This is a genomic window from Methanoculleus sp. UBA303 (assembly GCA_002501655.1).
Classification (GTDB): domain Archaea; phylum Halobacteriota; class Methanomicrobia; order Methanomicrobiales; family Methanoculleaceae; genus Methanoculleus.
The window spans coordinates 1-20,744 of sequence record DANY01000026.1 but is presented as its reverse complement, the minus strand read 5'-3'; the positions used below and the strand labels follow the sequence as shown (position 1 = coordinate 20,744).

Sequence of the window (20,744 nt, the reverse complement as noted above, 5' to 3'; positions counted from 1 at the left end):
CCCGCCCCTCAAGGGGCGGGGGCAGTTATGGCGATACCCAGGTGAAAGCCGTGCCCCGGATTGCAATCAATCGGAAACACCCAGATGAGATCTCAACAAAGTTGAGTATCAGTTGTTTCGTAGGGCACTACCGGGGATTCACCCCCGGTACCTCGACCGGACCCTTGCCGGGAGAATGCTCTGCCGGAAGACCTGCTCGAAGTAGCGGTCCGTCATCCCGGCAATGAAATCTCTCACGCGCTCCTCCGGCGCGGCGGCGGCGATATATCGCGGGGATACCCACGGCGCATTGATGAGATCTTCATACACCAAGGAATCCTCGCGCTTCCCCTTGATATCCTCAAGGATGCGGTCGAAGAGGTACCGGAACATGAACCGGATCTTTTCTTCGTTCTTCAGGAGCCTCTCATTCTCGTAGATGTGGTGCATGTTGAAGTCCTTGAAGGCCGCAACACACGCCGACGCCTCACCAGAGAAGGCTATGCAGTCGGCGTCGTAACTCATCGTGATGATGTCCTTGATGAGGACGTCGAGCACTGTGCGGTTGATTCCCGAAAAATCCACCTTTCTCCTCCCGGCGATCCCGAAGAGGGCCATGCAGTTCTCCGGGAAATCCTGCAGGTCCCGCTCACCGATGACCTCAACCTCGAGGGCGTCCTGGAGGTCGCGGCCTAGGTAGGAGATGCTGTCGGCGCACCTGACGACACACCCTTCGGCGGTGAGGGGGAGGGCATCGCCCCCGCTCTTGATCTTCCCCAGTTTCTCCGCAAACGAGTCCCAATCAGCCTCGCCCTCGACCATGAGGCTCCGGTCGTGGGCTTCGCCGTTGTGGCAGAGGATCCCGTCGAGCACCTGCAGGGTAAGGTTGCAGTCCTCGACATCGTCGAGGAACCGGACGCTCTGGACGTTGTGCTGGAACCCCCCAATCCCGTGCCCCCTGCAGAGTTCGTCGAGGAACTTCTCCCCGAGGTGCCCGTAGGGGACGTGGCCGATGTCGTGGCCGAGGGCTATCGCCTCGATCAGGTCCTCGTTCAGGCCGAGTGCTCGTCCTATAGTTCTCCCGATCTTCGAGACAAGCTGGACGTGGAGGACGCGGTGGGTGATGTGGTCGTTCTCGACGAGGTAGAAGACCTGGGTCTTGTCGATGTAGCGCGAGTAGGCCTTCGAGTGGATGATCCGGTCGGCGTCCCGGGAGAACGGCGGCCGGATCACCGGCTCCTCGGGCCTGTGGCCGGATCGCCGGAGGTACTCGGCGTTCCTGGTTGCCCGGGGCGAGAGGAGGAGTTCGCGGTCGGCCATGCTCCTGGCCATCCGATCAAAGATGCTTTGCGGGATCTCCATGGGGTGTCCTCTCCGGGTTGTGACGGCGCCCCCAGTTATTTCCATAGTGCAGGTTCCGCCGGGAGACCTTCCGATAAGAGGTCTCGGTGGGGAGAGGGGATATGGTTTTCTCTTCTGGTGAGGGGCATCCGACGACGGGGCCGGACCCGGAGGAAGCATCAGAAGAACCGGTATCCAGAGAGATTGATCACTGACACCTCTCTTCTCTCCAGTATCGGGAGTCTATTGCGACATCACAAAGAGGTATAGAAATGGATCGGGCTTCCATTCAGATAGCCTCGCCTGTATCTCCATGGCTCAAATAAACCGTTCGTTCAGGTGGGGTTTGCCAATCTTACACCCACAACCGCAGGCATGTATTTTTACCGACAGTTATATAAAATAATTAATATAATTGGCGCCGGCAGCTGGTTGCCCTGGCGACTCTCACTGCCGTATCACCGGGAGCGTGCGATCTCATCGGAGAAACGCACGGGTATCCGAACACAGGACAGGGCGACGACGGCTCAAAGGTATATGAGGTGATGTCCATGATGCGAAGAAGAGCAGCAGGCGGCCCGCAGGCTCGCGAAGAGGCCGGTGGCACACACCGGTACAAAATGAAAGAACGGCTCATCGATATCGGAGACGATTACTGGATCGAGAACGCAGTGGGGGAGCGGGCGTTCAAGGTGGACGGAAAAGCGCTCCGCGTCAGGAACACCCTGATCATCCAGAGCAAGGAGGGTCAGGACCTCTACAAGATCCAGGAGAGGATGCTCCGTATCAAGGACACCATGGAGATCGAGAAGGGCGGAGGCGGCACGGCAGCCACGATCAAGAAGGCCCTGATCGCGCCGCTCCGGGACCGGTGGACGGTTAGTATCCCCGGAGAGGAAGACTGGGATGTGCAGGGCAACATCCTCGACCACGAGTACCGGATCAGTGCCGGTCGGGAGCGGGTTGCCGAGGCCTCAAGAAAATGGTTCCGGATCCGGGACACCTACGGCGTGGAGGTGGAGCCGGGACATGACGACGCGCTCATCCTCGCCGTTACGGCGGCGATCGACCAGATGGCGCATTGATTGGCCGCTAGGGGAGAAGAAACGAGCGAGGGGGATCGGCGCTTCAATGCAGACAACGTCTACAGAAGTGCCGGACGGGCGCGGACAGCCTGATTGGGGAGGTAGGGCAGTCAACTACCCCCGACTGAAGTCGGGGGCATGATACCGTAGGTGGTACCACGCTCTTTACAGGCTTGCGATTCCACCTCTCTCCTGGTGTCAGGGGAGCAGACCGCAATAGGCCGGTTGACGGCGGCCCTGGCAGCAATGTTCCTGGCTGCATTCAGATCGGCGTTCTCCGTATGTCCGCACGCGAGGCAGCGGAACGCTGCCTGGGTCTGGCGGTTGTCGGAGTGAACGAACCCGCAGGCACTGCACTGCTGGCTCGTGTATGCCCCGTCGATCACCGTCACCAGAACCCCGGCCCTGCGGGCCTTGTACTCGATGAAGGATCGAAGTTGATGGAACGCCCATTTATGGTGTCGCTCGCGCTGGTCATGTCTAACCGTAGTCCGCAGGAGGATGCCCTTCAGGCCTTCCAGGGCAATCCCCTGCTTCGTGCCTTCTGCCGCGCAAACGATCTGCTTGCTGATGACGTGGTTGGTATCGGTCTTAAACCGGCGCTCTCTGCCGGAGATCTTTTGCGGTTTCCGCTTGGCCGACTTGGTTCCGACCTTCTGGAGAACACCCTTGAGTCTGCCGTACCGCTTCCGCACCTTCTCGGTGGCGTCGCTGGAGAAGGTTGCTCCGTCGCTCGTGGTGGCGATCTTCACCACCCCGAGATCGACCCCGAGGTACTCGGATGGTTCGGCAGGCTCGGCATCCGGGGTCTCCACGGTCGCGTAGAGCCAGAACGCCCCATCCCGGTAGACGAGGTCCGTCTGCTTGACGATCGTGACTGCCGGGAAATGATCGGGTTTGCTGTACCGGGGTTTGATCCGACCCCTCAGTGTCCAGATACTCACCCGGTTCCGGCCGAGGGAGAGTACCCGGGCATCGTAGCAGATGGCCCCGTGCTCCCGGAACGAGAGCTCGGGGAGAGTCTTCAGGGGGTTGCCGAGGGCGGCCAGAACCTTGTTCTGCTCCTTGATCGCCTCTTTGGTGCTCCGGTAACTCCCGGCAACCTTGCGGATGGCAAGCTGGGCCATCTGCGCCGAGAGCCCGAAGGTCTCCCGGACGTGGCGGTACAGCCGCTTCTGCAGACCGATGTTGGAGAACTGTCGTTCAGAAAAGGCAACCGGCGAAACCGCGTTGCAGGCTGCATTGTACCGCTCCATCGTGGCGAACAGCATCTGCCGTTCCTCAGGAGACGCAACCAACCGCAACTTCGTCACCGATTGCATACACCGTTTCGGTTGGTGTTCACCCGGCATAAAGAATATCCCTGCGGGGCGAAAGTGGATCGTGATATGCGGAGGGCCGATTCCTCCCCCGACGAAAAGAAGGGGGGCTCCTCGGCCCAAGATCCTGAAATCGGTGCTTGTCCGGACGGCGGAGATTATGATGATTATCCCAAGTTTGCCATTTGGCTTCTGGAGGTGCTTCATGCCCCAAAAATGTCCAAGATCGTCAGAATAGAATTTGACAGTTGAGTTAAATTTGTGAGGAAAATGCACGTTTTATTATCAGAATGCCAGGTCTGTCTGAAATTTAAGGTCAAAATGAGGAGATTTCGGGAGATATTTTTCCAAATACTTGGAACTGTCAAATTGTATTCCGCCACAATCTGAGAGATTTGAGTGAAGTGGCAAACTCAGGATTATATAAATATACTTTTATATTTTGCCACTCACTGTGTCTGACCCGGCTCCGGTGTGCACACTCTCATCAGAGACAGAAAAGATCGCAGGCAGAGGCACTCTGTGCCGATGTACTCGTATTCGCAAGCTTGGGGCAATGGATCACGGGGTGCGGGCAGGCAACCAATGTATATTGTCAGGGGGATAACAGAAAATGGCTGAAGTTATGTATGGACCGATGCACCTCCTGGTCGTCGGATTCAAGAATCCGGACTTCCACGGCCAGATCCGGCAGGCGCTCGGGTCGGCGATGGAGGCGGGTACCGTCAGGCTGATCGATCTCCGGTTCGTGTACAAGGATGCGGACGGGAACGTCAGTTCCATGGAGGCCTCGCAACTGAGCGACGAGGAACGGCAGCGCTTCGGCGCCGCCGTCGGAGCGCTCATGGGCCTCGGCGCCGGCGGGGAAGAAGCAGCACGGAGAGGCGCTGAGGCCGGCGCGATGGCGGCTGCCCAGCGGACCTTCGGTATGACCGAGGAGAACGTCCGGCGGATCTCCGAAATTATCCCGAACAACAGCGCTGCCGCGGTCTTCCTCATCGAGCACCTCTGGGCAAAGGAGCTCAAAGAGGCGCTCCGGGATGCCAACGCGTACCTCATCGCCGAGGGCATAGTCACCCCGGAAGCGCTCGTGATGGCCGGAGCGGCACTCGAGGAGGCGGTCGAGGCTGCGGAGGAAGAGGAGAAGAAGCCGATGGTGGCACCGGCACAATAACTCTCTCATTTTTTATCGGGTTCACTCCTTTCTCGCGGCGGCAAAGCCGGCTATTTATCGGACCTTTTGCCGAGGCGAACGTGGGCGATCTGTATGATGCGATAATAACCCTATCTTCGGCGACAAAAGAGGGCGGGAGCCCATACAAGTAGAACACCATCAGCGACTACGTGCGGTTTTTGAAACGGTTCTACCTCTGGCTTATTGAGAACGAATATTTGTCGATTCCGCTCGCCAGGGTCAAGGGGATCAAACCGCCAGCATATGACCAGATGACATTTCTGCCTACATGAGGGCGTATGGCATGAACATCGTCCCGGATATTGGCAACTATGTTCGAATCCAGAAGCACAGGAGGATGTTGCACTGTGCGGGGCTACACTGAGCCAAAGGCATGGGAGCATAAACGTGGCGAGGAGTATCTTTGTGGGAAGCATCCCAAACGAGGAGGTCGTCCCAAAAGGGTCTGCTAACCTCCGGTACACTCTGATCGGAGCACTTACGTTCAAGGTTTCTTCCCTCTGGACAATATCAGAGGCCAGGGTGTTGAAACGGCTTTCCACCGGGTATCGCCACGTGGGGGAGGGACCGGGAGGGGGTGTCCCCCTCCCGATAAAGGTGTTTTGGGACAACTTCAAGGCAATATCTCTTTGGTATAAATCCCATTTGTATAAACAGAGAGGTCATCCCAATACTCTCGCGATCATGACGCTGCATGCCAGGTGAATCAGTCCCATGAATGAGTGCTCATACCGCTCGTATCGTGGGACAATCTTCTTAAATGCTTCAATCCAGCTGAAGAACCGTTCAACGGCACTGCGTTTCTTGTAGAGTTCCGAATCGAACCAGAACGGTCTTCCGCGTTTCGGATGTTTCCGGGATCTTCGATTGGCCGGGATATTGCTCTTGATCCCTCGTTTCCGGTTGTATTGTCGGATCTCCCGTGCATCGTAGGCTGCATCTGCGGAGATGATCCTGAGACGAACTTGCACCTCGGGAATCTCAAATGCTTCGAGAGTTGGCTCGTAGAGCCGGGAATCATGGGTATTTGCCGGTGCAACCGTGCAGGCAAGCGGGAGGCCGTGCCGATCGACCAGAGCACTCAGTTTATTCCCGTTTACCTTTTTATAGCCATCATAGCCGGTTGATCCCCTTTTTTAGCCTGAATGTCCTTGGTATCTGTCGCACAATGCGAGAGATCGATTTTCTTGATCTCGTATCCGGATCGGAGAAGGTTGAGGAAGATCGTCTGATACACTCCCTTCTCACAGAGTTCGAGATGGTACCGGTGAACCGTTGATTTGGTGCCGTATTTCGCCGGTACATCGAGCCAGGAGCATCCGGTGGTCAGAACGTACAGGATGCCGTTGATCAGCCCGCGGGGATCACATCGGGGTCGACCGATATGCGGCTTTGTTGGGGGGAGGTATTTCTGAACAATCTCCCAGAGATCATCGTCAATTTCCCGGAATGCCATGATCCCAAGTTTTATCCGAGGGGCCTTATAATTATAGGATCACCTCAGATCAAACCGAACACAGATTAAATTAAATGGGTTGATTATTGCAGCCAAAAATTAAATATGGCCGCGAATACCCATCATTTTTAGAGGACTTTTATGCACAAAACCAAAGGGCAACAGCCATCAGAGGTGAGTTGTTGGGTTGCGTATCACATTGCAGCGGCAATGGGAGCGCAAATACGCATCTATGCACACCTAATGGCACAACGAAGATCAAAAATTGCGACCACGAGTCTGGATCCAGAGAAGTTATTAAGAATGACTCCAGAGAAGTTTTTTGAAACGGTTCCCAAGAGAATACTTGGTATGAATCCAGATTTGGAGCAGATCATGTTGTATATGGTCTGCATAAATGAACATCTTACGAAAATGCTGCGGTTCATACCAAAAACACCACAAGTCTGTAGGGTGATTGAGAGAGCAAACCGAGATACCATTTCACTTGCTACGACGTACTGGATTCCTAAATATGAGTGCAACCCACTTGCTGAAGATGGTGGCTTCAAAACTGCAAATGAATATCGAACTGCAGGAGAAAGACAAGAAGAGAGATGAATCGAGAAAACCTTATGAGTTTTCTGGAAGGAGTTTTAGTAGTATGTTCTCCCCATCTAATATCATGCAGATTCTCTCGCGGCTTCCTCCTCATTCAGCTCACTGGGGCGAATCGACGTTTTCAACGATTTAGGAGAGAGAATATTAAAAAGCGAGATGTATATTCGAAGTCGTCCTAAAAGTATCAAATGACCGAAGATCCACATGGTTCAGAATGCATTACACGCGTTCGCGAAGAATTGAGCAATATCCCGCGCCAAATCGCGGATACGGCTTCCCATTGGATATCGGTACGCGGGGGAGAGACTGGGAGGGGGTGTCCCCCTCCCGGTTGAGGGGTTTTGGGACGCCCTCTTCATATCAAAAATAAAAAACACCAAAAGGACATCTTATTTTCTCGTTCCAAGTTTGTTAAGATTGTAATAATCCAATGGATTATCTACCCAACTCCTCGGGTAAAACTTCTCAAAAGCCTCGTGACGCCCCCGTATTCTTTGAACGAGGACATCTCCGTCACTTAAACCAATAATCGGAGTAAACCGCTCAAGGAACATTCTACTCTCCATTTTTTGAACGTAATTGGGAACGTGATTAAGATAAACACAACTTTGTGGGCGCCAGACTCTATTGAGTTTTAATTCGTCCCTATCACAGAGGGTTTTCAAGAATAGGAAATAATCCGCGTCTAAAAACCCTCTGTGGGTGACAAGCTGCCCCAACTGCGTCCCTTCATATCTCTCTTTGATAAGATCCGCCGTGATACTTGTCCTTCTTCTGCTGGGATGAAGTCGTTGGTTACGAAGATCGTCTAAAGAGGAGAGGTATGCACTTATTCTGTCAAACGATCTATACCCTCCTGAAAATGTCTTATCCACGAATAAATCCTCGGACAGTAACTGCCCAACTATACTCCAATTATCATATTTTATGAGTGCCGCTATAAACAAAACGAACATCTCATACACCAGGAATTTATTTCCATCAAAGTCAGAATCACGGTAAGATCCTACAAAACCATCTGGAGTATCATATAGTTCCAACAACTTTCCGAAATAGTCGTATACTGTCTTCAAAGTTTCTTTATCCTTGTACCTACTTGCCAAGAGAACAGCCTCAATAAAACGATAGGTTATAGGGATGCTTGCATTAATTTGCTTGACAATGGCATCATCATATTCATTGTGCGCTGAAAAGTCAGGATAATTTCTTTCAATATCGGCTTTTATCCGGCTGAGATATTCCAGATACAATGGCGCAACGGGATCCTTTCCCGAAGAAAATGCAACCTTTAAGTCTGAGATCGTAGGACCTTGTCCGATCACCGGTGCCAACTCATCTATCCTCTCCTGTAGGTGCAAGAAGTCATTGATAAACTGGCTTGCGCCTTCACACGGAATGAAAATATTTCGGTCATCTTTGAAGATCTCTTCAATATCTCCTTTCGGATATCTGGGATCCACCCAAAAGAGAGGGTAATGACTAGTTTCTCTCGATTTAAAAATATCAACAATCCCCTTGTCACAACCAGAGTAACCGAGAACAATAACACCGTGTTCGCTTAATATTCTAATCAGTTCTTCCCTCATTAAGGGTGATAAACGTTCAAGATCTGCCGGAGTATTTTTTAACGCCCCCTTTCCAAGTGTCCCATGAGGCTTGTATACACGAATCCTTTTGCAATGGATCAATGGCTCTGAATTTTCCAGATCTTCTTCCGTTGAGATTACTTGGATATCTCTGTTTATCGCCTCAAGGGCTCTTTCGATATAGTGATCAAAATTTGTTGTTATAATGGCGCGGATAACTCCTCTTCTCGCCAGTTCTGCAATGGCCGCATGTGCCTCACCGATATCATGTCCATTGAGATAACCTTCAAGGAACTGCTGCTGATCTGGGTAGTGTGGGTAAAGGGCTCCAATCAGATCAGCATACTGCATTTTAGAATAATCACTTACAGTAAACCATCTCTCAAGATCAATCTTTTGATCAGTCTCAGGGTGACCCGCAGCATAGAGCATGCCTGCTGTTTTGAGCATCAGATCCCACGCAGTGGGAACTCCAGCATCTTTGGATACCCCAGCCCCGGCAAAGAGAATGTATTTCTTTTCCCCAGGCAGGGCACTTGCCGCAAGTTTTACGATTGGATTCATGTCATTACCCAATTACGCCCGTTCGGAACAAACACCTTTCCTAGAATGGTCAGGAGTGAACCCACACTTGTGCCTAACAGAAAAGAAAGGGTTGTACCCTCAAATATATCTAAAACCGTCAAAACCGCAGTAAGAGCGAAAACCACCACTATTGCGCCGATAAAAAGTTTAGATATCGATTGTCTATCATGTACAGCAGTTTTTTGAAGTTCAATATGTCTTTCGTAGAGATTCTGCTCGGCCTCTAGTAGGCTTTTACGATATACGACATAGTTCTCTGTCAATGATTCAATCAATTTAGTTACTTCTGGTTGATTCTTTGCTAACCATTCTAGGAAATTCGGCCCCTCAACTTCGAAAGAGGTTGTCTCAAATGGTTCTAGATCATCAGACATGAAAGAGAATACTCACATGATCCAGATTAAACTCTCGTTACTCTATAAGTCCTTAATTAATATCAATAACGGCATATAGGGGCCTAATTAGGAAAAGTAATATACCCTAGTCTTTTACGGCAGTAATTGAATAATTTGTCTAAATTTACATGTTACTGGGGACCCAGCAATAACTTGAGTGTATGATCCCTCCTCAACCATGCTCCGTGACGGCGTTCCGCCTAAAAGGTCGTCGAAGAAACTTCTGCGCTGTACGGCATTCCAGAAGAGTGTGTGGAAGAGGTAGTGGCCGCCGTTCCGGCCTGAAAATACTACCTTTAATTGGTGGAAATGGCCACCGCACCATCCCCATTATGCGACGCCGATGTTTCAGATGTCAGGTTATTGACCTGTTGATATTGGTGTTGTTTTGACTCACTGAGTGCCTGATCTATTGATTTTACTTTATCAAAGATCGATTGTGTAGTCTGATCAAATCGATCCATATTTTCTTGAATGGCCTCAATCTTCGAGTTCAAATCTATGAAGTTATGATTGGCGCTTATGTCCCTAAGATTACTGGTCGTAATAGCTGCGAGAGCGAGAATCAGGCTTACAATTGCAAATTCTGTGAGTATATCTTGAGATAGTTGATATGACAGGACTATAGGGATTGATAAATATCCTATTGCAAAAAGCGTGAATACTGCAGTTGCGAGCTGATACGACACCCAGAATTCTTTTTTGTGGTGATATCTATTCCACAGTCCAACAAAGGCTGCAACTCCAATCGCTAAAATAGGGTAGAACCGGAGAATAAGCAAAAAGACGTCATATATGAGATCCACAGTATAATCACCCTGTTTGCAAGGATAATATTAGATTCTGAATCTAATACTGAGGAAATAAGCCTTCCTATTTGCTTTTTCTCACCTTCTGCGGAAGAGTGTGTTAAGGAGGTTATCTCAGCCGCGCCCCTACGGCAACCCCTTTTTTGTTGTCACCCCGTTATATCCGCCCGCACGGAAAGTTAGGTATACCGAAAGTATCATGACAGTAGAAAGGAGAAGAAAAATATGAGCAGAAAAAAGAAAGGGAAGCAATACGAGCGTAAACGCAAAAGATATAAGTTTACACTGTCAGATGAAGCCCATGAATTCTTACAAGAATCTGTCATGAATGCGCCTCGATTCGTCGAATCTCTTATCATAAATGCTAAAACAGGATTGAGCCGGTTATTTTCACGATATCGCGAAAAGAAGGAAGCCGCTGGAGGGATTTGAACCCCCGACCTGCTGATTACGAATCAGCCGCTATACCACTAAGCCACAGCGGCAACTGCCCTACAATATTGCACGTCCGGAATTAAAAAGGTATCACCTGCCGGGGACCCGCCGGCCCGGCCCCCTCAGGAGTAACCCCGGATGGTGACGTTGCTCTCCTGGTGCGGGGCGGCCTCCGGGGCGGCGATCTTGCCGAACTTCTGCTCGTAGTCGGCGACGCTCTTTGCGAGCACCTCAACCAGGTTCTTCGCGTGCCGGGGACTTATCGAGACGATCGCCTTCGCCCTCGCCTGGTTCGTGCCGGGGATCTCGTGCAGGAAGAGGAACGTGAACTCGTCCTCCTTGTAGGCGATCTGGATCCGGTTGGAGTAGACCGGGTCGAGGTCGCCGGGGATGTTGACCGATATCTCTCGGTTAGCCATACCCTTCTTCTGTGATCTGCTCCGGCATAAGGGTTGGTTCTGGCCACATCTCTCGCTCCGGCCAGGGGGGAAGATCATCACGGCGGCCGGGACCATGCGCCGGCATAGAGTGCATCCCGCTTTATAGTGGGAGGGCATACGTCTTCTCAAACGGGACTCCCTGCACATGACCGACTACATACCGGTATCCGGCGTCGTCGCCTGCCACATCTGTCCGCGGCGCTACTACTTTGAGCGGTCGGAAGATCGTGAAGAGTCGCCCCGCTACACCGTCTGCAAACAGGTCTCCACGCACCTCGGCGACCTGCTCGAAGCGGAGCAGATATGGCAGGAGGTCCTCTGTGTCCTCCCCGACGCTCCCCCCGAGTTCCGGGAACTCCTCAATGAGTGCGTCGGTGCCTGCCGGGAGACGGCCTGGCAGACGCCGGTCCAGACCGACCTCGCCGTCGAGTCCGACCTGCTCGGCATCCGGGGCCGGGTCGACAAGGTCTTCGAGGACGGCACGTTCGCCGTCGCCCGGTCAAGCACCGCCCCGAAGGCCGGTGTATACGGCACCGACCGCCTCCGGGTCGCCTGCTATGTCGCCTGCCTCCGGGAGACCCTTGGGCGTGCCGTCGCCGGCGGCTACGTTGAGTATGTCGCTAGCGGAGTCTGCCGGTTCGTCGAGCCACAGCCCCGCGACCGGCGGGAGATGATCAAGGCGATCCGGGCGGCAAAACGGGTCGTTGCGGGCGATATCCCGCTCCGCCCTCTTCGAGCCCCCTGCGAGGGCTGCCCGCACCTCGAGCGGTGCATGGCCGGCCCCCGGCGGCTCTCGGATCTCTTCTAACTACCCTGCGTTCTCGAGCAGGGTCTTCGAGACGATATACTCGCTCTTCGCCTCCCGGGTCGTGCCGACGATCAGCCACCGCTCATCGCCGTGCTGCTCCACGACGCCCCGGGCCTCGATGACCTCTCCGGCCAGCGCCTGCCCCGAGTAGGTGTGAGTGAAGGAGAGCACCCGGGAGATCTCGTCGTGATCCACGGCGTAGACCGCAGGACTATCGAAAGAGAGGGAAGCGTCGGTGACCGTGGCCTCGATCGTCGCCCGGCCGAGCACCCTGCCTGCACCGGGGGGGACCGCATCCAGGTTCCCGTAGTCCCGTGTGTAGAGGAGGTCGAAGTAGGTTCCCTCAAACTCTCCCCGGTTCCACTTCCGCTGCTCGTGCAGGACAAAAGCGTCAAACGATATCTCCGGCACCCGCTTTTCGTAGACCTTCCGCCACATCCCGGCGCTCATCACCGGGATCACCCCGGTCCCCACCAGGTGCCGGAGCTGGCGCTGGGCCGAGAACCAGGCGTCGCCGTAGACCACCATATCGATATCGGAGGCGGCGTTCTCCAGGCCGCAGAGGAGTGAACCCGTGCACCCGAACGATCCCGACGGGAGGCTGAAGTGGGAGAGGAGCCTCCTCACCCGGACGTTCCGGGCCATCACCTTCCCGATCTCCTCCTCCGGCTTATACACCCGGACCACGTCGCTGTGGGGCACCCGGTGGACTATATCCAGGTACTCGGGCTTATGCTCCCGTATCCAGGCGAAGGATTCGGCAAAATCATACTTCCGGTACCGCCGACCGGAGAGGTTCGTCCGCTCCCCGTCCGGGTCGGGGACGTACCGGAGGATGCACCCGATCCGATCGCTGTTGTCGTAGTTCGAGACCGCATAGATGCAGCCATCCGGGTCCTCGATGAAATCACGGAGTCGTATCGATCTCATGGATCACCGTATAGTCTCCAGAAAGGCTTCCACTGTCTCCCATTCCGCACCCTTCCGCAGGATACACCGGGCGGTCAGGTCCACCACCGTACTCGGCGTCCCGGGGAGTTCCCCGCCGTCGACCAGGTAGTCGTTCGGGACGTAGACCTCACCGGGCCGGGTCGGCGGGGCTTCTCCCGATATGTTCGCGCTGGTAGCGGTGATGGGAGAGTCGAACCGGGCAATGATCGCGAGTGCGATTTCATTGTCGGGCCACCGGATCCCGATAAGGCCGGTGCCGCCGGTGAGGATTGCCGGCAGGCAGGACTTTGCCGGGAGGGCCACCGTCACCGGGCCGGGCAGGAACCGCTCGATGAAGGCCCGGGCGGCGTCGTCCACCACCGCAATGGCACTGAGCATATCCATATCCGAGACCGCAACCGATATCGGTTGCGAGAGCGGGCGGTTCTTGGCTTCGTAGACCCGCATCACAGCATCCTCGGAGAGAGCATCCGCCCCGAGGCCGTAGACCGTCTCGGTGGGGTAGACGATGAGCCCGTCTCTCTGTAGCACCCTGACTGCCATATCGATGGGATCCATATCAGAATTCACGCCCACGCACGCGGTTGATATCGAAGACTGCCTTGCCGCTGACGTGCATCACGGCAAAGACGCCGGCCTGGATGGGATCGGTCACGATCAGATCGGCGTGCTGCGGGACGCTCCCCGCCATCTTGAGGGCGATCACCGGGATGCCCGCCTGCCGGACCCGGTCAACGGCCCGCGAGACCTCGCCGCCCATCAGCGACCCGGCGAGGACCAGGATGGACGCCCGGGGAAGCCGGGCCACCGCGTCCACGGCGAGCGCGAGGGTCTGCTCCCCGACGAGGGGGATCGTGTCCACCGATATCCTCTCACCGCGGATGTTGTGACGGTCCGCCTCGTTCACGGCTCCCATCGCCACCTGCGCCACCTGCGCACCGCCGCCGATGATGATGACCCGCGACCCGAATATCCGGGAGAACGGGGGATAAAATGTGACGTCGACGACGGACGGCACCCGTGCGAGGTCAGCGATGAGCTCCGGGTGGTTCCCGCATTCCTGAAACTCGAAGTAGAGGTAAGCCTTCCCGATATTTGAGCCGCTGGTGATGATCGACTGCTGGATCATCTGGATATTGGCCTGGTAATTTGCCATCACCGTGGCCACATCGCGCAGCACGCCGGCCCTGTTCTCGGTGATGATACTCAGGGCATACATGTCGCTATCGGTGGTCATGGTCCTCCCCCGCCGGAGATCCGGATGCTCTCCGATCGTTTCAGGAACAGGGTATTTTTCGTCATATCCGCGCTAATTGATAGATTTTGGTCTCATAAGGGTTATAGGTTTTCGGTGCGGCGGGAAACGGCATCGTCCTCGCCGACCCTCTCCCTCGCGGCAAGAGTAGTCGCAAGAAGGCCGAGAGGGATATTGATGTAGTAGAGGAACAGCCGCCAGAGGACGACGAAGAGGCCGAGGAGGTAGGTGGGCACAACCCGGCGATAAAGCGTGGCGGCGCTTATCTCGGCGATCCCGGCCGCGCTCGGGATGAGCGGAATGGTTGCGACCATCTGGAGAACCCCCTGGAAGAGGAACGACTCCGGGAGGGACGGGGGCAGCCCGAGAGCGACGAGCAGGGCCGATACCGTGGAGTAGTAGAAGGTCCACTCAAGGACGGTGAGAGCGAGCGCGCCGACGACGGCCCGCCGGCCGGCCCTCGCAAAGCGGGAAGACCCCTCAGTAAAGGTCTCGATTTCGCGGTCGATCCTCTCCACGAGGGCCCCCACACCCTCCGCACCCGGGCTGAACCGGAACCAGCGCCGGCTCCGGCCGCACCGGTCCAGCACCCACAGGGTGATGCCGCCCACCACCTGCTTCATGAAGGACGGCCGGCGGACCAGGACAAGGAGCGCGAGCAGGAGAACGAGAACGAGGAGCAGGAAGGCCGCCACCGGGTAGAGGACGACGGCGGCGAGGTAACCCCAGAGGTGTCGGAGGGCAAGAAGGGCCGCGAGGGTGAGAGAGATGAAGACCATGAGGTCGAGCACCCGCTCCACGACGACAACGGCGACGGCGTCCCCGACGGCGATCCCGGAACGCGAGAGCCGGTGGATCCGGACGGGCTCGCCGCCCACCTGACCGGGGGTGAGCGAGCCGGCGAAGAGCGAGAGGAACAGGGTGACCGTGAGACTCCGGAACGGCACGGTGTAGCCGAGACCGTGACAGAGGACACGGATCCGCACCACCCGGCAGAGGATTGCCGCGGCCCGGAACCCAAGGGCGAGGAGGAGAGCGGTGGTGCTGACCTCTCCGAGGTAGGCCTGTGTCTCCGGGGTGAAGGTCACCGCGAGGAGCCCTGCGAGAGCCGCGCCGCTGAGGAGAAGCGAGAGCGCGATCCAGCGCCAGGTCTTCATGCCCATCTCCCTCCCCGCCGGTCGCTTATCCTGGAGAGCACCACGGGGGATAGATGGTGGCAGTCATGATTACGTTTCCCCGGGGCGGGGTTCGGGAGCACTCCTAACCGGGTGACCACAAAGACCACCCCACGGGAACGCCCCACCAGGCCAATGGATACCACATCCCCACTATGGACGGCCGACACTGGACAACCTGCATCGCTATCATCCTCTCTGGCACCGTGAGCCTCTTTTGAGAAAGCTACGAGGGATGATGCAGGTCGCGGCGTTCGCCCGGGTGAGGAGCGGGTTTGCCGCACCGGCGGACTGAAAAAAGGTATGAGTCCCGGGGTGCCTTCCCGGGGAGGTGTCTGGATGATCTGTCTGGCGTATAGCTGGTATCCAGTGGGTTTGCCGCACCGGCGGGGTGTTCCCGGAGACCGGCAGGATGTATCCGGTATTGCTGGAAGATGGACGGGAGTTCCGGCATCACCGGGCGCGGATCTCCCGCGCCACCCTCCGCCCGAGTTCGTACGCCCGCGCGAGTTCGTCGCTGTCCGGGCGGTAGTTCACATGGAACCCGCCGTCGATAACCTCGATCCCGGCCGTCTTCAGGGCAACTTCCGCCTGGGCAACCGCGCCGCCCATGCCGCCATGCGACCCGAACGCGCACCCGATCTTCTTTGCACCGAGGCGGCCAGGCGCGAGCCCGCGAAGGTAACTGAGGAATCCGGCCACCGTGGGGAGGACCTCGTCCTGGAGCGTCGGCGACCCGATGAGGATGGCTTTCGAGTCGAGAATATCCGTGACGATGTCGCTTCTGTGCGTTCCCTCGTAGCGGCCGTCGCGGAGGAGGCAGACCCGGACGTCGGCGCCTTCGGCCATGACGCCCTCGGCGATGGTCTCAGCCATCAGCGTGGTCGAGCCGTGCATGGTATCGTAGACGATCGTGACCTTATCCTTCGAGAGGCCCCTGCTCCAGTCGGTGTAGGCCTTGAGGATGTCCCCGGCATACGACCGCCAGATGACACCGTGGCTCGGTGCGATCATCCGGATATCGATCCCGAGTTTTCCGACCTCGTCGAGTTTCTTTAAGACCTTCGGCGCGAGCGGTATGATCAGGTTTGCGAAGAACTTCTGCGCGTGGGCGAGCGCCTCGCCCCTCCCAAGCTGGTCGTCGAACCGGGCAGCGCTTGCGATGTGCTGCCCGAAGGCGTCGTTCGGGAAGAGGATGGCATCCTCTGCGAGGTAGGTGAACATCGAGTCGGGCCAGTGGAGCATCGGCGCTTCGAGGAAGGTGAGCGTCTTCCCGCCAAGGTCGAGGGTATCGCCGGTCTTAACGACCCTGATATTCCAGCCGCTGGTGTCGTAGTGACGGGCAAGTCCGGTCTTCGCCCGCTCAGTGCAGTATATCGGGACATCCGGCATCTTCCGGACGAGCGTGGGCAGGCAGCCGGAGTGGTCCATCTCGATGTGGTTCAGGACGATGTAGTCGATCTCGCCGGGGTCGCAGACGGACGCCACCCGGCCGAGGATCTGCCCTTCAAACCCGGCGTAGGCGCTGTCGATGAGTGCGGTCTTCTCACCACGGACGAGGTATGCGTTGTAGGTCGTTCCCGGGAGGGTGTAGCCATGGTACTCCCTCAGGTTCCAGTCGATTGCCCCGACCCAGTGGACGCCGGGGGCGAGTTCTGTAGCCATCATATGTATCTCTCACGTAGTTCGTAACGTAGCGAACATTCTACAATATCCAAACATTTGATATATCTTCCTTTCGATCTTCTTCTATGGAGCAGGGGATGACCGGGAGGAGTGGAGCCGGCCGGCCGAAGCCGAACCGGGAGATCGACCTCTATTCGACGCCTGGCGGGGCGCGGGCGGTCGAAAACCCGGTGCGGCGTACGATCCTTGCAGCGCTCCGCGACCGCGAGCATTCGTTTGACGAGATTGTCGCCCTCTCCGGGAGAGTGAAGTCGACGGTCTCGGTGCACCTGCAGGATCTGGCGGCGGCGGGCGTGGTCGGGTCGCGGCCCGACCCGGAGGATGCCAGGAAGAAGATCTTCTCCCTCACCGGCGACCTCGTGGCGAGCGTCTCGGCAGAGGACCGTGTAGCCGATGCGCTCACCGCCTATGCGGGGGCGTACCGGACGGGGGCGGGCGACCCCTTCGCGTTCTACAAGTTGACCTTCCGGACGATCCGGGTCTCCCTCATGCAGGAAGGGATTCTCCTCGACCCGCTCCTCACCCGGGCCGGCGAGCGGATAGGGGAGGTTCTCTACCCGGCGGTGGCCGCTCCCGAGACCGGAGCCTTCTGCGCCAACATCGCCCGGTTCTGGGAGGACCATAGCCTCGGCAGGATCGAGGTTGCCGGGACAGAGCCGCTTGCGCTCCTCGTCTACGACTGCTTCGAGTGCGCCGACCTGCCCGTAACCGGCAGGCCCGCGTGCGCGTTCGACTCCGGTATCCTCCGGGCGCTCTTCTCCGGCCACTACGGCCGACCAACAGAGGCGCTGGAGACCCGGTGCTACTCGATGGGGTTTGACCACTGCCGGTTTGAGGTGGTGCCGGAGGATGGCGGGGAGGAAGTGGAGGAGACGACGGCAGCCGGTCACCGGCCATAACGACGCCGGGTGATGCTGAGAACATCAGGGCGAGCACGGTCGGGGAGGGCAGGGAACCCCTTCCACATAGTATCACGCGCATCCTGGATCCAGAAGGGTGGGTGCACGTGAGGGCGTAAAGACTCCAGAGATCACTTCGTCCGGAAGCACTACAAGATGCGTTTTGTGTCAACAGAAGTTGACTTAGAATTGGGCTTGTGTCCTAAGCCACCCTATAATACACCATAGATGGTGTTCTGCCCGTAAGACAACTCCGGATACCATGGTGTGTACCGGTAGAAGGACAGCTCCCGGGCAAAAGCGAACAATAAGGTCCGAGATCCAGAATGCCGATGCGATAGCCGGGAATCGAACCCGGGCTAGAGGCTTGGGAAGCCCCTGTCCTACCGCTAGACTACTATCGCTCCGGTACCATCATATGTTGGCCCGGGAGAAGATAAACATTCGGCTCACGCCCCTGCCGCTGCCGGGCGGTAGTGCGGCAGGGTGAACGTGACGGCGGCCCCCTCCTCCGGCCGGTCGGGGACCCGGTCGCCTGCCCGGACGCTCCCCCCGTAGCGCTCCGCAAGCGTCCGGACGATGTAGAGGCCGAGGCCCTTCCCGTTCTTCGCCGTCACCCCGCGCCGGTAACGCTCGAAGAAACGCGGCTTGAGGTCGTCGGGGATCCCGGGGCCGGTATCGGCAACCGTCACCGATACCGTACCCTCCCCCTTCCTGACACTGATGGTGATCTCAACAGCCGGCCCCCCGAACTTGACTGCGTTTCCGATCAGGTTCGCAAAGATCTCACCGACGAGGTCGTCGGCGAGGACCGTTGCGTCCGACCCGTCGTAGGCGATGCGGGCATCGGTGTAGTAGTTGCAGATCCCCCGGATCACGGGCTCAAGCCTTACTGGTCGAAGTTCGGCGGATCCGGCTTTGAGCCTGCGGAGCGTGGAGACATTCCGGATTATGTCGTTGCTCTGGTAGACAGCCGCAAGCGACTTTTCGACGATCACCCCGTCTGACTCGTCGGCGGACTCCAGGAACATCTGCAGGTAGCCCATCGCTGCGGTGTTTGCGTTGTTGATGTCGTGGGTGAGGATGTCTACGTAGAGGTTGACCTCCGCGGCCGCCGCATTCGCCTCGTCAAGGTAGCGGTTGGCGGACGCGAGCGCCGCCTCAAGTTCCTCCTGGAGCATTCCCTTCTCGACCGCGCTACCGAGTTCTTCGGCGATCGCCGTAAGGATCCGGCGTTCACTCTCCGGGATCGTCTCCCGGGTCCTGCTCGCGACGGCGATACACCCTACCGGTCCGTCGTCACCCGGGATGGGCACCGCCGCAAACGACCGGACGGCGAGATCCTCATGCCCCGGATACTTCTCCTGGAACCGGTCGACGAACCGCGCCTCCCCGTCGATGAGCACATACCGGTAGGGTGGTTCGTCCCGGTGCACACAGGGCGGCGGGGCGCAGCCCTCCCCCACACAGGCACGCAGGTGCGCGAGGTCGATCCCCGGGTACGCCAGGTAGGCCGCGCCCAGGTCGAACTCCAGCAAGGTGAGGGTTTTTGCCAGCGAGACCGGGAGGAGGTCGTTCAGGTCTCGGGAAGCAGTTGCGGCGGCGATGACCTCATTGATGATGGAGAGATGCCTGTTCTCCTCCCGCATCTCCTCTTCCGCCCGGCACCGCTCCGTAATGTCCCGGATGGCCAGGATCAGCCGTTCCGGGGCATCCCCATTCTTCTTCAGGAGGGTGACCGATACCTCCGCAGGCCATTCGGCCCCGCCAGGCCCGCAGAGCGTGCACACCAGGGGTACAGGCGCTTCCCCGCGCAGGGCCCGCTCCCGGTAAGCCCGTACGGTCTCCCGGTCTCTCTCAGCAACCAGGCTCTGTGGGTTCCGCCCGACCAGATCCTCCCGCCCGGCACCGCCAAAGAGCCGAACCGCCGCCTCGTTCACCTCGACGATCCGCCTGCCGGGGTCGGTGAGGACGATCCCGACGTCGACAGTGTTGAGGATGACCCGGAACGTCTCTTCCGACCGCCGGAGCCGTTCTTCCATCCGATTCCGCTCTGTCGTCTCGGTGACCACCGCGCAGACCACCTTTCTATCGGGGAGCGGGTTTGCAGAGAGGAGTGCGGGGAACCGAGTCCCATCACGACGGAGAAGTTCACAGTCGAGGCCGGCGATCCCGGGGCCGGCCCCGACCCACTCTGGATGATCGGGCCAGAACGCCGGGACATTGAGGAACGGGACCTCGCCGGCCGGGCACCCGAGCATCCCGGCGCACTGCTGGTTCATCTCCTCGACCCCCCCGTCACCCGGCCGGAAGAGGAAGATGCCTGCCGGGGACGTCTCGAAGATCCCCCGGTACCGGCTCTCCCGTGCCTGCAGGCGGCTTGAGAGGTGCGCTACGACGGCAGCGACGACGAAGAATATCCCGGCGCGGAGCAGGGCGTTTGCGACCTCGATCCCGCCGCCCGGGGAGAGGAGGAGCACCTCTGCCAGGTAGGCGGTGGCAAGCACGCCGGCGAACGCAACACCTCGATCCGGGTAGCGATAGGCCGCAAGGACGATCGGGACGTAGAAGAGGTGGGAGCAGACGACGAATATCCCTGCAGAAAGGCAGTACGCGGTGGCACCGAACGCGACCAGGGCCGAGACGGGGATGCCGCAGGAGAGAAGGCGCTCCTTTGTGAGCGCATACCCGGTATGGCGGTCCTGCCGGCCTTCCTTCATGCAGTGAACTACCCCCCGCTTGCGC

General features: G+C 57.5%; 21 protein-coding genes and 2 tRNA genes. 7 read left to right on the top strand and 16 right to left on the bottom strand.

What is annotated here, in order from left to right:
* Positions 1-138: 138 nt before the first annotated feature.
* A complete protein-coding gene (locus BP846_RS05510) occupies positions 139-1,341 on the bottom strand; it encodes a deoxyguanosinetriphosphate triphosphohydrolase family protein (RefSeq protein WP_292393218.1) in 1,203 nt (400 codons plus the stop codon).
* Positions 1,342-1,871: 530 nt separating this feature from the next.
* On the opposite strand from BP846_RS05510, the gene BP846_RS05505 reads away from it, so the two are divergent.
* Complete coding sequence (locus BP846_RS05505) at positions 1,872-2,405, top strand: LURP-one-related/scramblase family protein (RefSeq protein WP_292393217.1); 534 nt, start codon at positions 1,872-1,874, stop codon at positions 2,403-2,405.
* A 110-nt stretch (positions 2,406-2,515) separates the two neighbouring features.
* On the opposite strand, the gene BP846_RS05500 is transcribed toward BP846_RS05505, so the two are convergent.
* Positions 2,516-3,727 (bottom strand): RNA-guided endonuclease InsQ/TnpB family protein, encoded by a 1,212-nt coding sequence (locus tag BP846_RS05500; RefSeq protein ID WP_292393215.1) that lies wholly within the window; start codon positions 3,725-3,727, stop codon positions 2,516-2,518.
* A 66-nt stretch (positions 3,728-3,793) separates the two neighbouring features.
* Here BP846_RS05500 and BP846_RS05495 point away from each other — a divergent pair, with 66 nt between their 5' ends.
* From BP846_RS05495 to BP846_RS05485, 3 genes are all read left to right on the top strand, one after another.
* Complete coding sequence (locus BP846_RS05495; RefSeq protein WP_292393213.1) at positions 3,794-3,976, top strand: hypothetical protein; 183 nt, start codon at positions 3,794-3,796, stop codon at positions 3,974-3,976.
* Positions 3,977-4,337: 361 nt separating this feature from the next.
* On the top strand, positions 4,338-4,898 hold the full coding sequence (locus BP846_RS05490) for a DUF1269 domain-containing protein (RefSeq protein ID WP_292393211.1): 561 nt from the start codon (positions 4,338-4,340) through the stop codon (positions 4,896-4,898).
* A 408-nt stretch (positions 4,899-5,306) separates the two neighbouring features.
* On the top strand, positions 5,307-5,624 hold the full coding sequence (locus tag BP846_RS05485) for a hypothetical protein (RefSeq protein WP_292393210.1): 318 nt from the start codon (positions 5,307-5,309) through the stop codon (positions 5,622-5,624).
* On the opposite strand, the gene BP846_RS13115 is transcribed toward BP846_RS05485, so the two are convergent.
* Positions 5,582-5,995: an IS5 family transposase gene (locus tag BP846_RS13115; protein WP_394339959.1), complete on the bottom strand. Its 414-nt coding sequence runs from the start codon at positions 5,993-5,995 to the stop codon at positions 5,582-5,584. The two genes, BP846_RS05485 and BP846_RS13115, sit on opposite strands and share 43 nt — an antisense overlap.
* Positions 5,996-6,015: 20 nt before the next feature.
* Positions 6,016-6,375 (bottom strand): transposase, encoded by a 360-nt coding sequence (locus BP846_RS05480; protein ID WP_292393208.1) that lies wholly within the window; start codon positions 6,373-6,375, stop codon positions 6,016-6,018.
* A 303-nt stretch (positions 6,376-6,678) separates the two neighbouring features.
* Between BP846_RS05480 and BP846_RS05475 the strand changes: the two genes are divergently transcribed.
* Positions 6,679-6,975: a hypothetical protein gene (locus tag BP846_RS05475; RefSeq protein WP_292393205.1), complete on the top strand. Its 297-nt coding sequence runs from the start codon at positions 6,679-6,681 to the stop codon at positions 6,973-6,975.
* Positions 6,976-7,364: 389 nt separating this feature from the next.
* Here the strand turns inward: BP846_RS05475 and BP846_RS05470 are convergent, their stop codons facing one another.
* From BP846_RS05470 to BP846_RS05450, 5 genes are all read right to left on the bottom strand, one after another.
* Positions 7,365-9,125 carry an SIR2 family protein gene (locus BP846_RS05470; RefSeq protein WP_292393204.1) on the bottom strand — a complete coding sequence of 587 codons (1,761 nt, stop codon included), beginning with the start codon at positions 9,123-9,125 and terminating at the stop codon, positions 7,365-7,367.
* Positions 9,122-9,520, bottom strand: a complete 399-nt coding sequence (locus BP846_RS05465) for a hypothetical protein (protein ID WP_292393202.1) — start codon at positions 9,518-9,520, stop codon at positions 9,122-9,124. The genes BP846_RS05470 and BP846_RS05465 overlap by 4 nt, the downstream gene beginning before the upstream one ends.
* A gap of 317 nt (positions 9,521-9,837) precedes the next feature.
* Positions 9,838-10,347, bottom strand: coding sequence for a hypothetical protein (locus tag BP846_RS05460; RefSeq protein WP_292393199.1), 510 nt, complete (start codon positions 10,345-10,347; stop codon positions 9,838-9,840).
* A gap of 416 nt (positions 10,348-10,763) precedes the next feature.
* Positions 10,764-10,835 (bottom strand) — tRNA-Thr (locus BP846_RS05455).
* Positions 10,836-10,907: 72 nt separating this feature from the next.
* Positions 10,908-11,204, bottom strand: coding sequence for a DUF3467 domain-containing protein (locus tag BP846_RS05450; RefSeq protein WP_292393197.1), 297 nt, complete (start codon positions 11,202-11,204; stop codon positions 10,908-10,910).
* A 166-nt stretch (positions 11,205-11,370) separates the two neighbouring features.
* Between BP846_RS05450 and BP846_RS05445 the strand changes: the two genes are divergently transcribed.
* Entirely contained in the window at positions 11,371-12,033 is a 663-nt protein-coding gene (locus BP846_RS05445) for a CRISPR-associated protein Cas4 (protein WP_292393195.1), read from the top strand.
* Here BP846_RS05445 and BP846_RS05440 read toward each other — a convergent pair whose 3' ends face one another.
* From BP846_RS05440 to BP846_RS05420, 5 genes are all read right to left on the bottom strand, one after another.
* Positions 12,034-12,963, bottom strand: coding sequence for a DNA polymerase subunit beta (locus BP846_RS05440; protein ID WP_292393193.1), 930 nt, complete (start codon positions 12,961-12,963; stop codon positions 12,034-12,036).
* A 3-nt stretch (positions 12,964-12,966) separates the two neighbouring features.
* Positions 12,967-13,542, bottom strand: a complete 576-nt coding sequence (locus BP846_RS05435) for an L-threonylcarbamoyladenylate synthase (protein WP_292393192.1) — start codon at positions 13,540-13,542, stop codon at positions 12,967-12,969.
* A gap of 1 nt (position 13,543) precedes the next feature.
* On the bottom strand, positions 13,544-14,221 hold the full coding sequence (locus BP846_RS05430) for a DUF5612 domain-containing protein (protein WP_292393191.1): 678 nt from the start codon (positions 14,219-14,221) through the stop codon (positions 13,544-13,546).
* 101 nt (positions 14,222-14,322) lie between these two features.
* On the bottom strand, positions 14,323-15,396 hold the full coding sequence (locus BP846_RS05425; RefSeq protein ID WP_292393190.1) for a lysylphosphatidylglycerol synthase transmembrane domain-containing protein: 1,074 nt from the start codon (positions 15,394-15,396) through the stop codon (positions 14,323-14,325).
* A 471-nt stretch (positions 15,397-15,867) separates the two neighbouring features.
* Positions 15,868-17,082 (bottom strand): FprA family A-type flavoprotein, encoded by a 1,215-nt coding sequence (locus tag BP846_RS05420; RefSeq protein ID WP_292393189.1) that lies wholly within the window; start codon positions 17,080-17,082, stop codon positions 15,868-15,870.
* Between the two features lie 83 nt (positions 17,083-17,165).
* On the opposite strand from BP846_RS05420, the gene BP846_RS05415 reads away from it, so the two are divergent.
* Complete coding sequence (locus tag BP846_RS05415; RefSeq protein ID WP_292393188.1) at positions 17,166-17,999, top strand: V4R domain-containing protein; 834 nt, start codon at positions 17,166-17,168, stop codon at positions 17,997-17,999.
* Positions 18,000-18,332: 333 nt separating this feature from the next.
* Here BP846_RS05415 and BP846_RS05410 read toward each other — a convergent pair.
* Both BP846_RS05410 and BP846_RS05405 read right to left on the bottom strand, forming a co-directional pair.
* Positions 18,333-18,403 (bottom strand) — tRNA-Gly (locus tag BP846_RS05410).
* 45 nt (positions 18,404-18,448) lie between these two features.
* Positions 18,449-20,744 (bottom strand): PAS domain S-box protein (locus BP846_RS05405; protein WP_292393187.1); only part of this gene is annotated, 2,296 nt, incomplete at its 5' end.

Coding starts and splice junctions, on each gene's coding strand:
- BP846_RS05510 (WP_292393218.1), bottom strand. CDS start 1,341: ATGGAGATCCCGCAAAGCATCTTTGATCGGATGGCCAGGAGCATGGCC.
- BP846_RS05505 (WP_292393217.1), top strand. CDS start 1,872: ATGATGCGAAGAAGAGCAGCAGGCGGCCCGCAGGCTCGCGAAGAGGCC.
- BP846_RS05500 (WP_292393215.1), bottom strand. CDS start 3,727: ATGCAATCGGTGACGAAGTTGCGGTTGGTTGCGTCTCCTGAGGAACGG.
- BP846_RS05495 (WP_292393213.1), top strand. CDS start 3,794: ATGCGGAGGGCCGATTCCTCCCCCGACGAAAAGAAGGGGGGCTCCTCG.
- BP846_RS05490 (WP_292393211.1), top strand. CDS start 4,338: ATGGCTGAAGTTATGTATGGACCGATGCACCTCCTGGTCGTCGGATTC.
- BP846_RS05480 (WP_292393208.1), bottom strand. CDS start 6,375: ATGGCATTCCGGGAAATTGACGATGATCTCTGGGAGATTGTTCAGAAA.
- BP846_RS05475 (WP_292393205.1), top strand. CDS start 6,679: ATGACTCCAGAGAAGTTTTTTGAAACGGTTCCCAAGAGAATACTTGGT.
- BP846_RS05470 (WP_292393204.1), bottom strand. CDS start 9,125: ATGAATCCAATCGTAAAACTTGCGGCAAGTGCCCTGCCTGGGGAAAAG.
- BP846_RS05465 (WP_292393202.1), bottom strand. CDS start 9,520: ATGTCTGATGATCTAGAACCATTTGAGACAACCTCTTTCGAAGTTGAG.
- BP846_RS05450 (WP_292393197.1), bottom strand. CDS start 11,204: ATGGCTAACCGAGAGATATCGGTCAACATCCCCGGCGACCTCGACCCG.
- BP846_RS05445 (WP_292393195.1), top strand. CDS start 11,371: ATGACCGACTACATACCGGTATCCGGCGTCGTCGCCTGCCACATCTGT.
- BP846_RS05440 (WP_292393193.1), bottom strand. CDS start 12,963: ATGAGATCGATACGACTCCGTGATTTCATCGAGGACCCGGATGGCTGC.
- BP846_RS05435 (WP_292393192.1), bottom strand. CDS start 13,542: ATGGATCCCATCGATATGGCAGTCAGGGTGCTACAGAGAGACGGGCTC.
- BP846_RS05430 (WP_292393191.1), bottom strand. CDS start 14,221: ATGACCACCGATAGCGACATGTATGCCCTGAGTATCATCACCGAGAAC.
- BP846_RS05425 (WP_292393190.1), bottom strand. CDS start 15,396: ATGAAGACCTGGCGCTGGATCGCGCTCTCGCTTCTCCTCAGCGGCGCG.
- BP846_RS05420 (WP_292393189.1), bottom strand. CDS start 17,082: ATGATGGCTACAGAACTCGCCCCCGGCGTCCACTGGGTCGGGGCAATC.
- BP846_RS05415 (WP_292393188.1), top strand. CDS start 17,166: ATGGAGCAGGGGATGACCGGGAGGAGTGGAGCCGGCCGGCCGAAGCCG.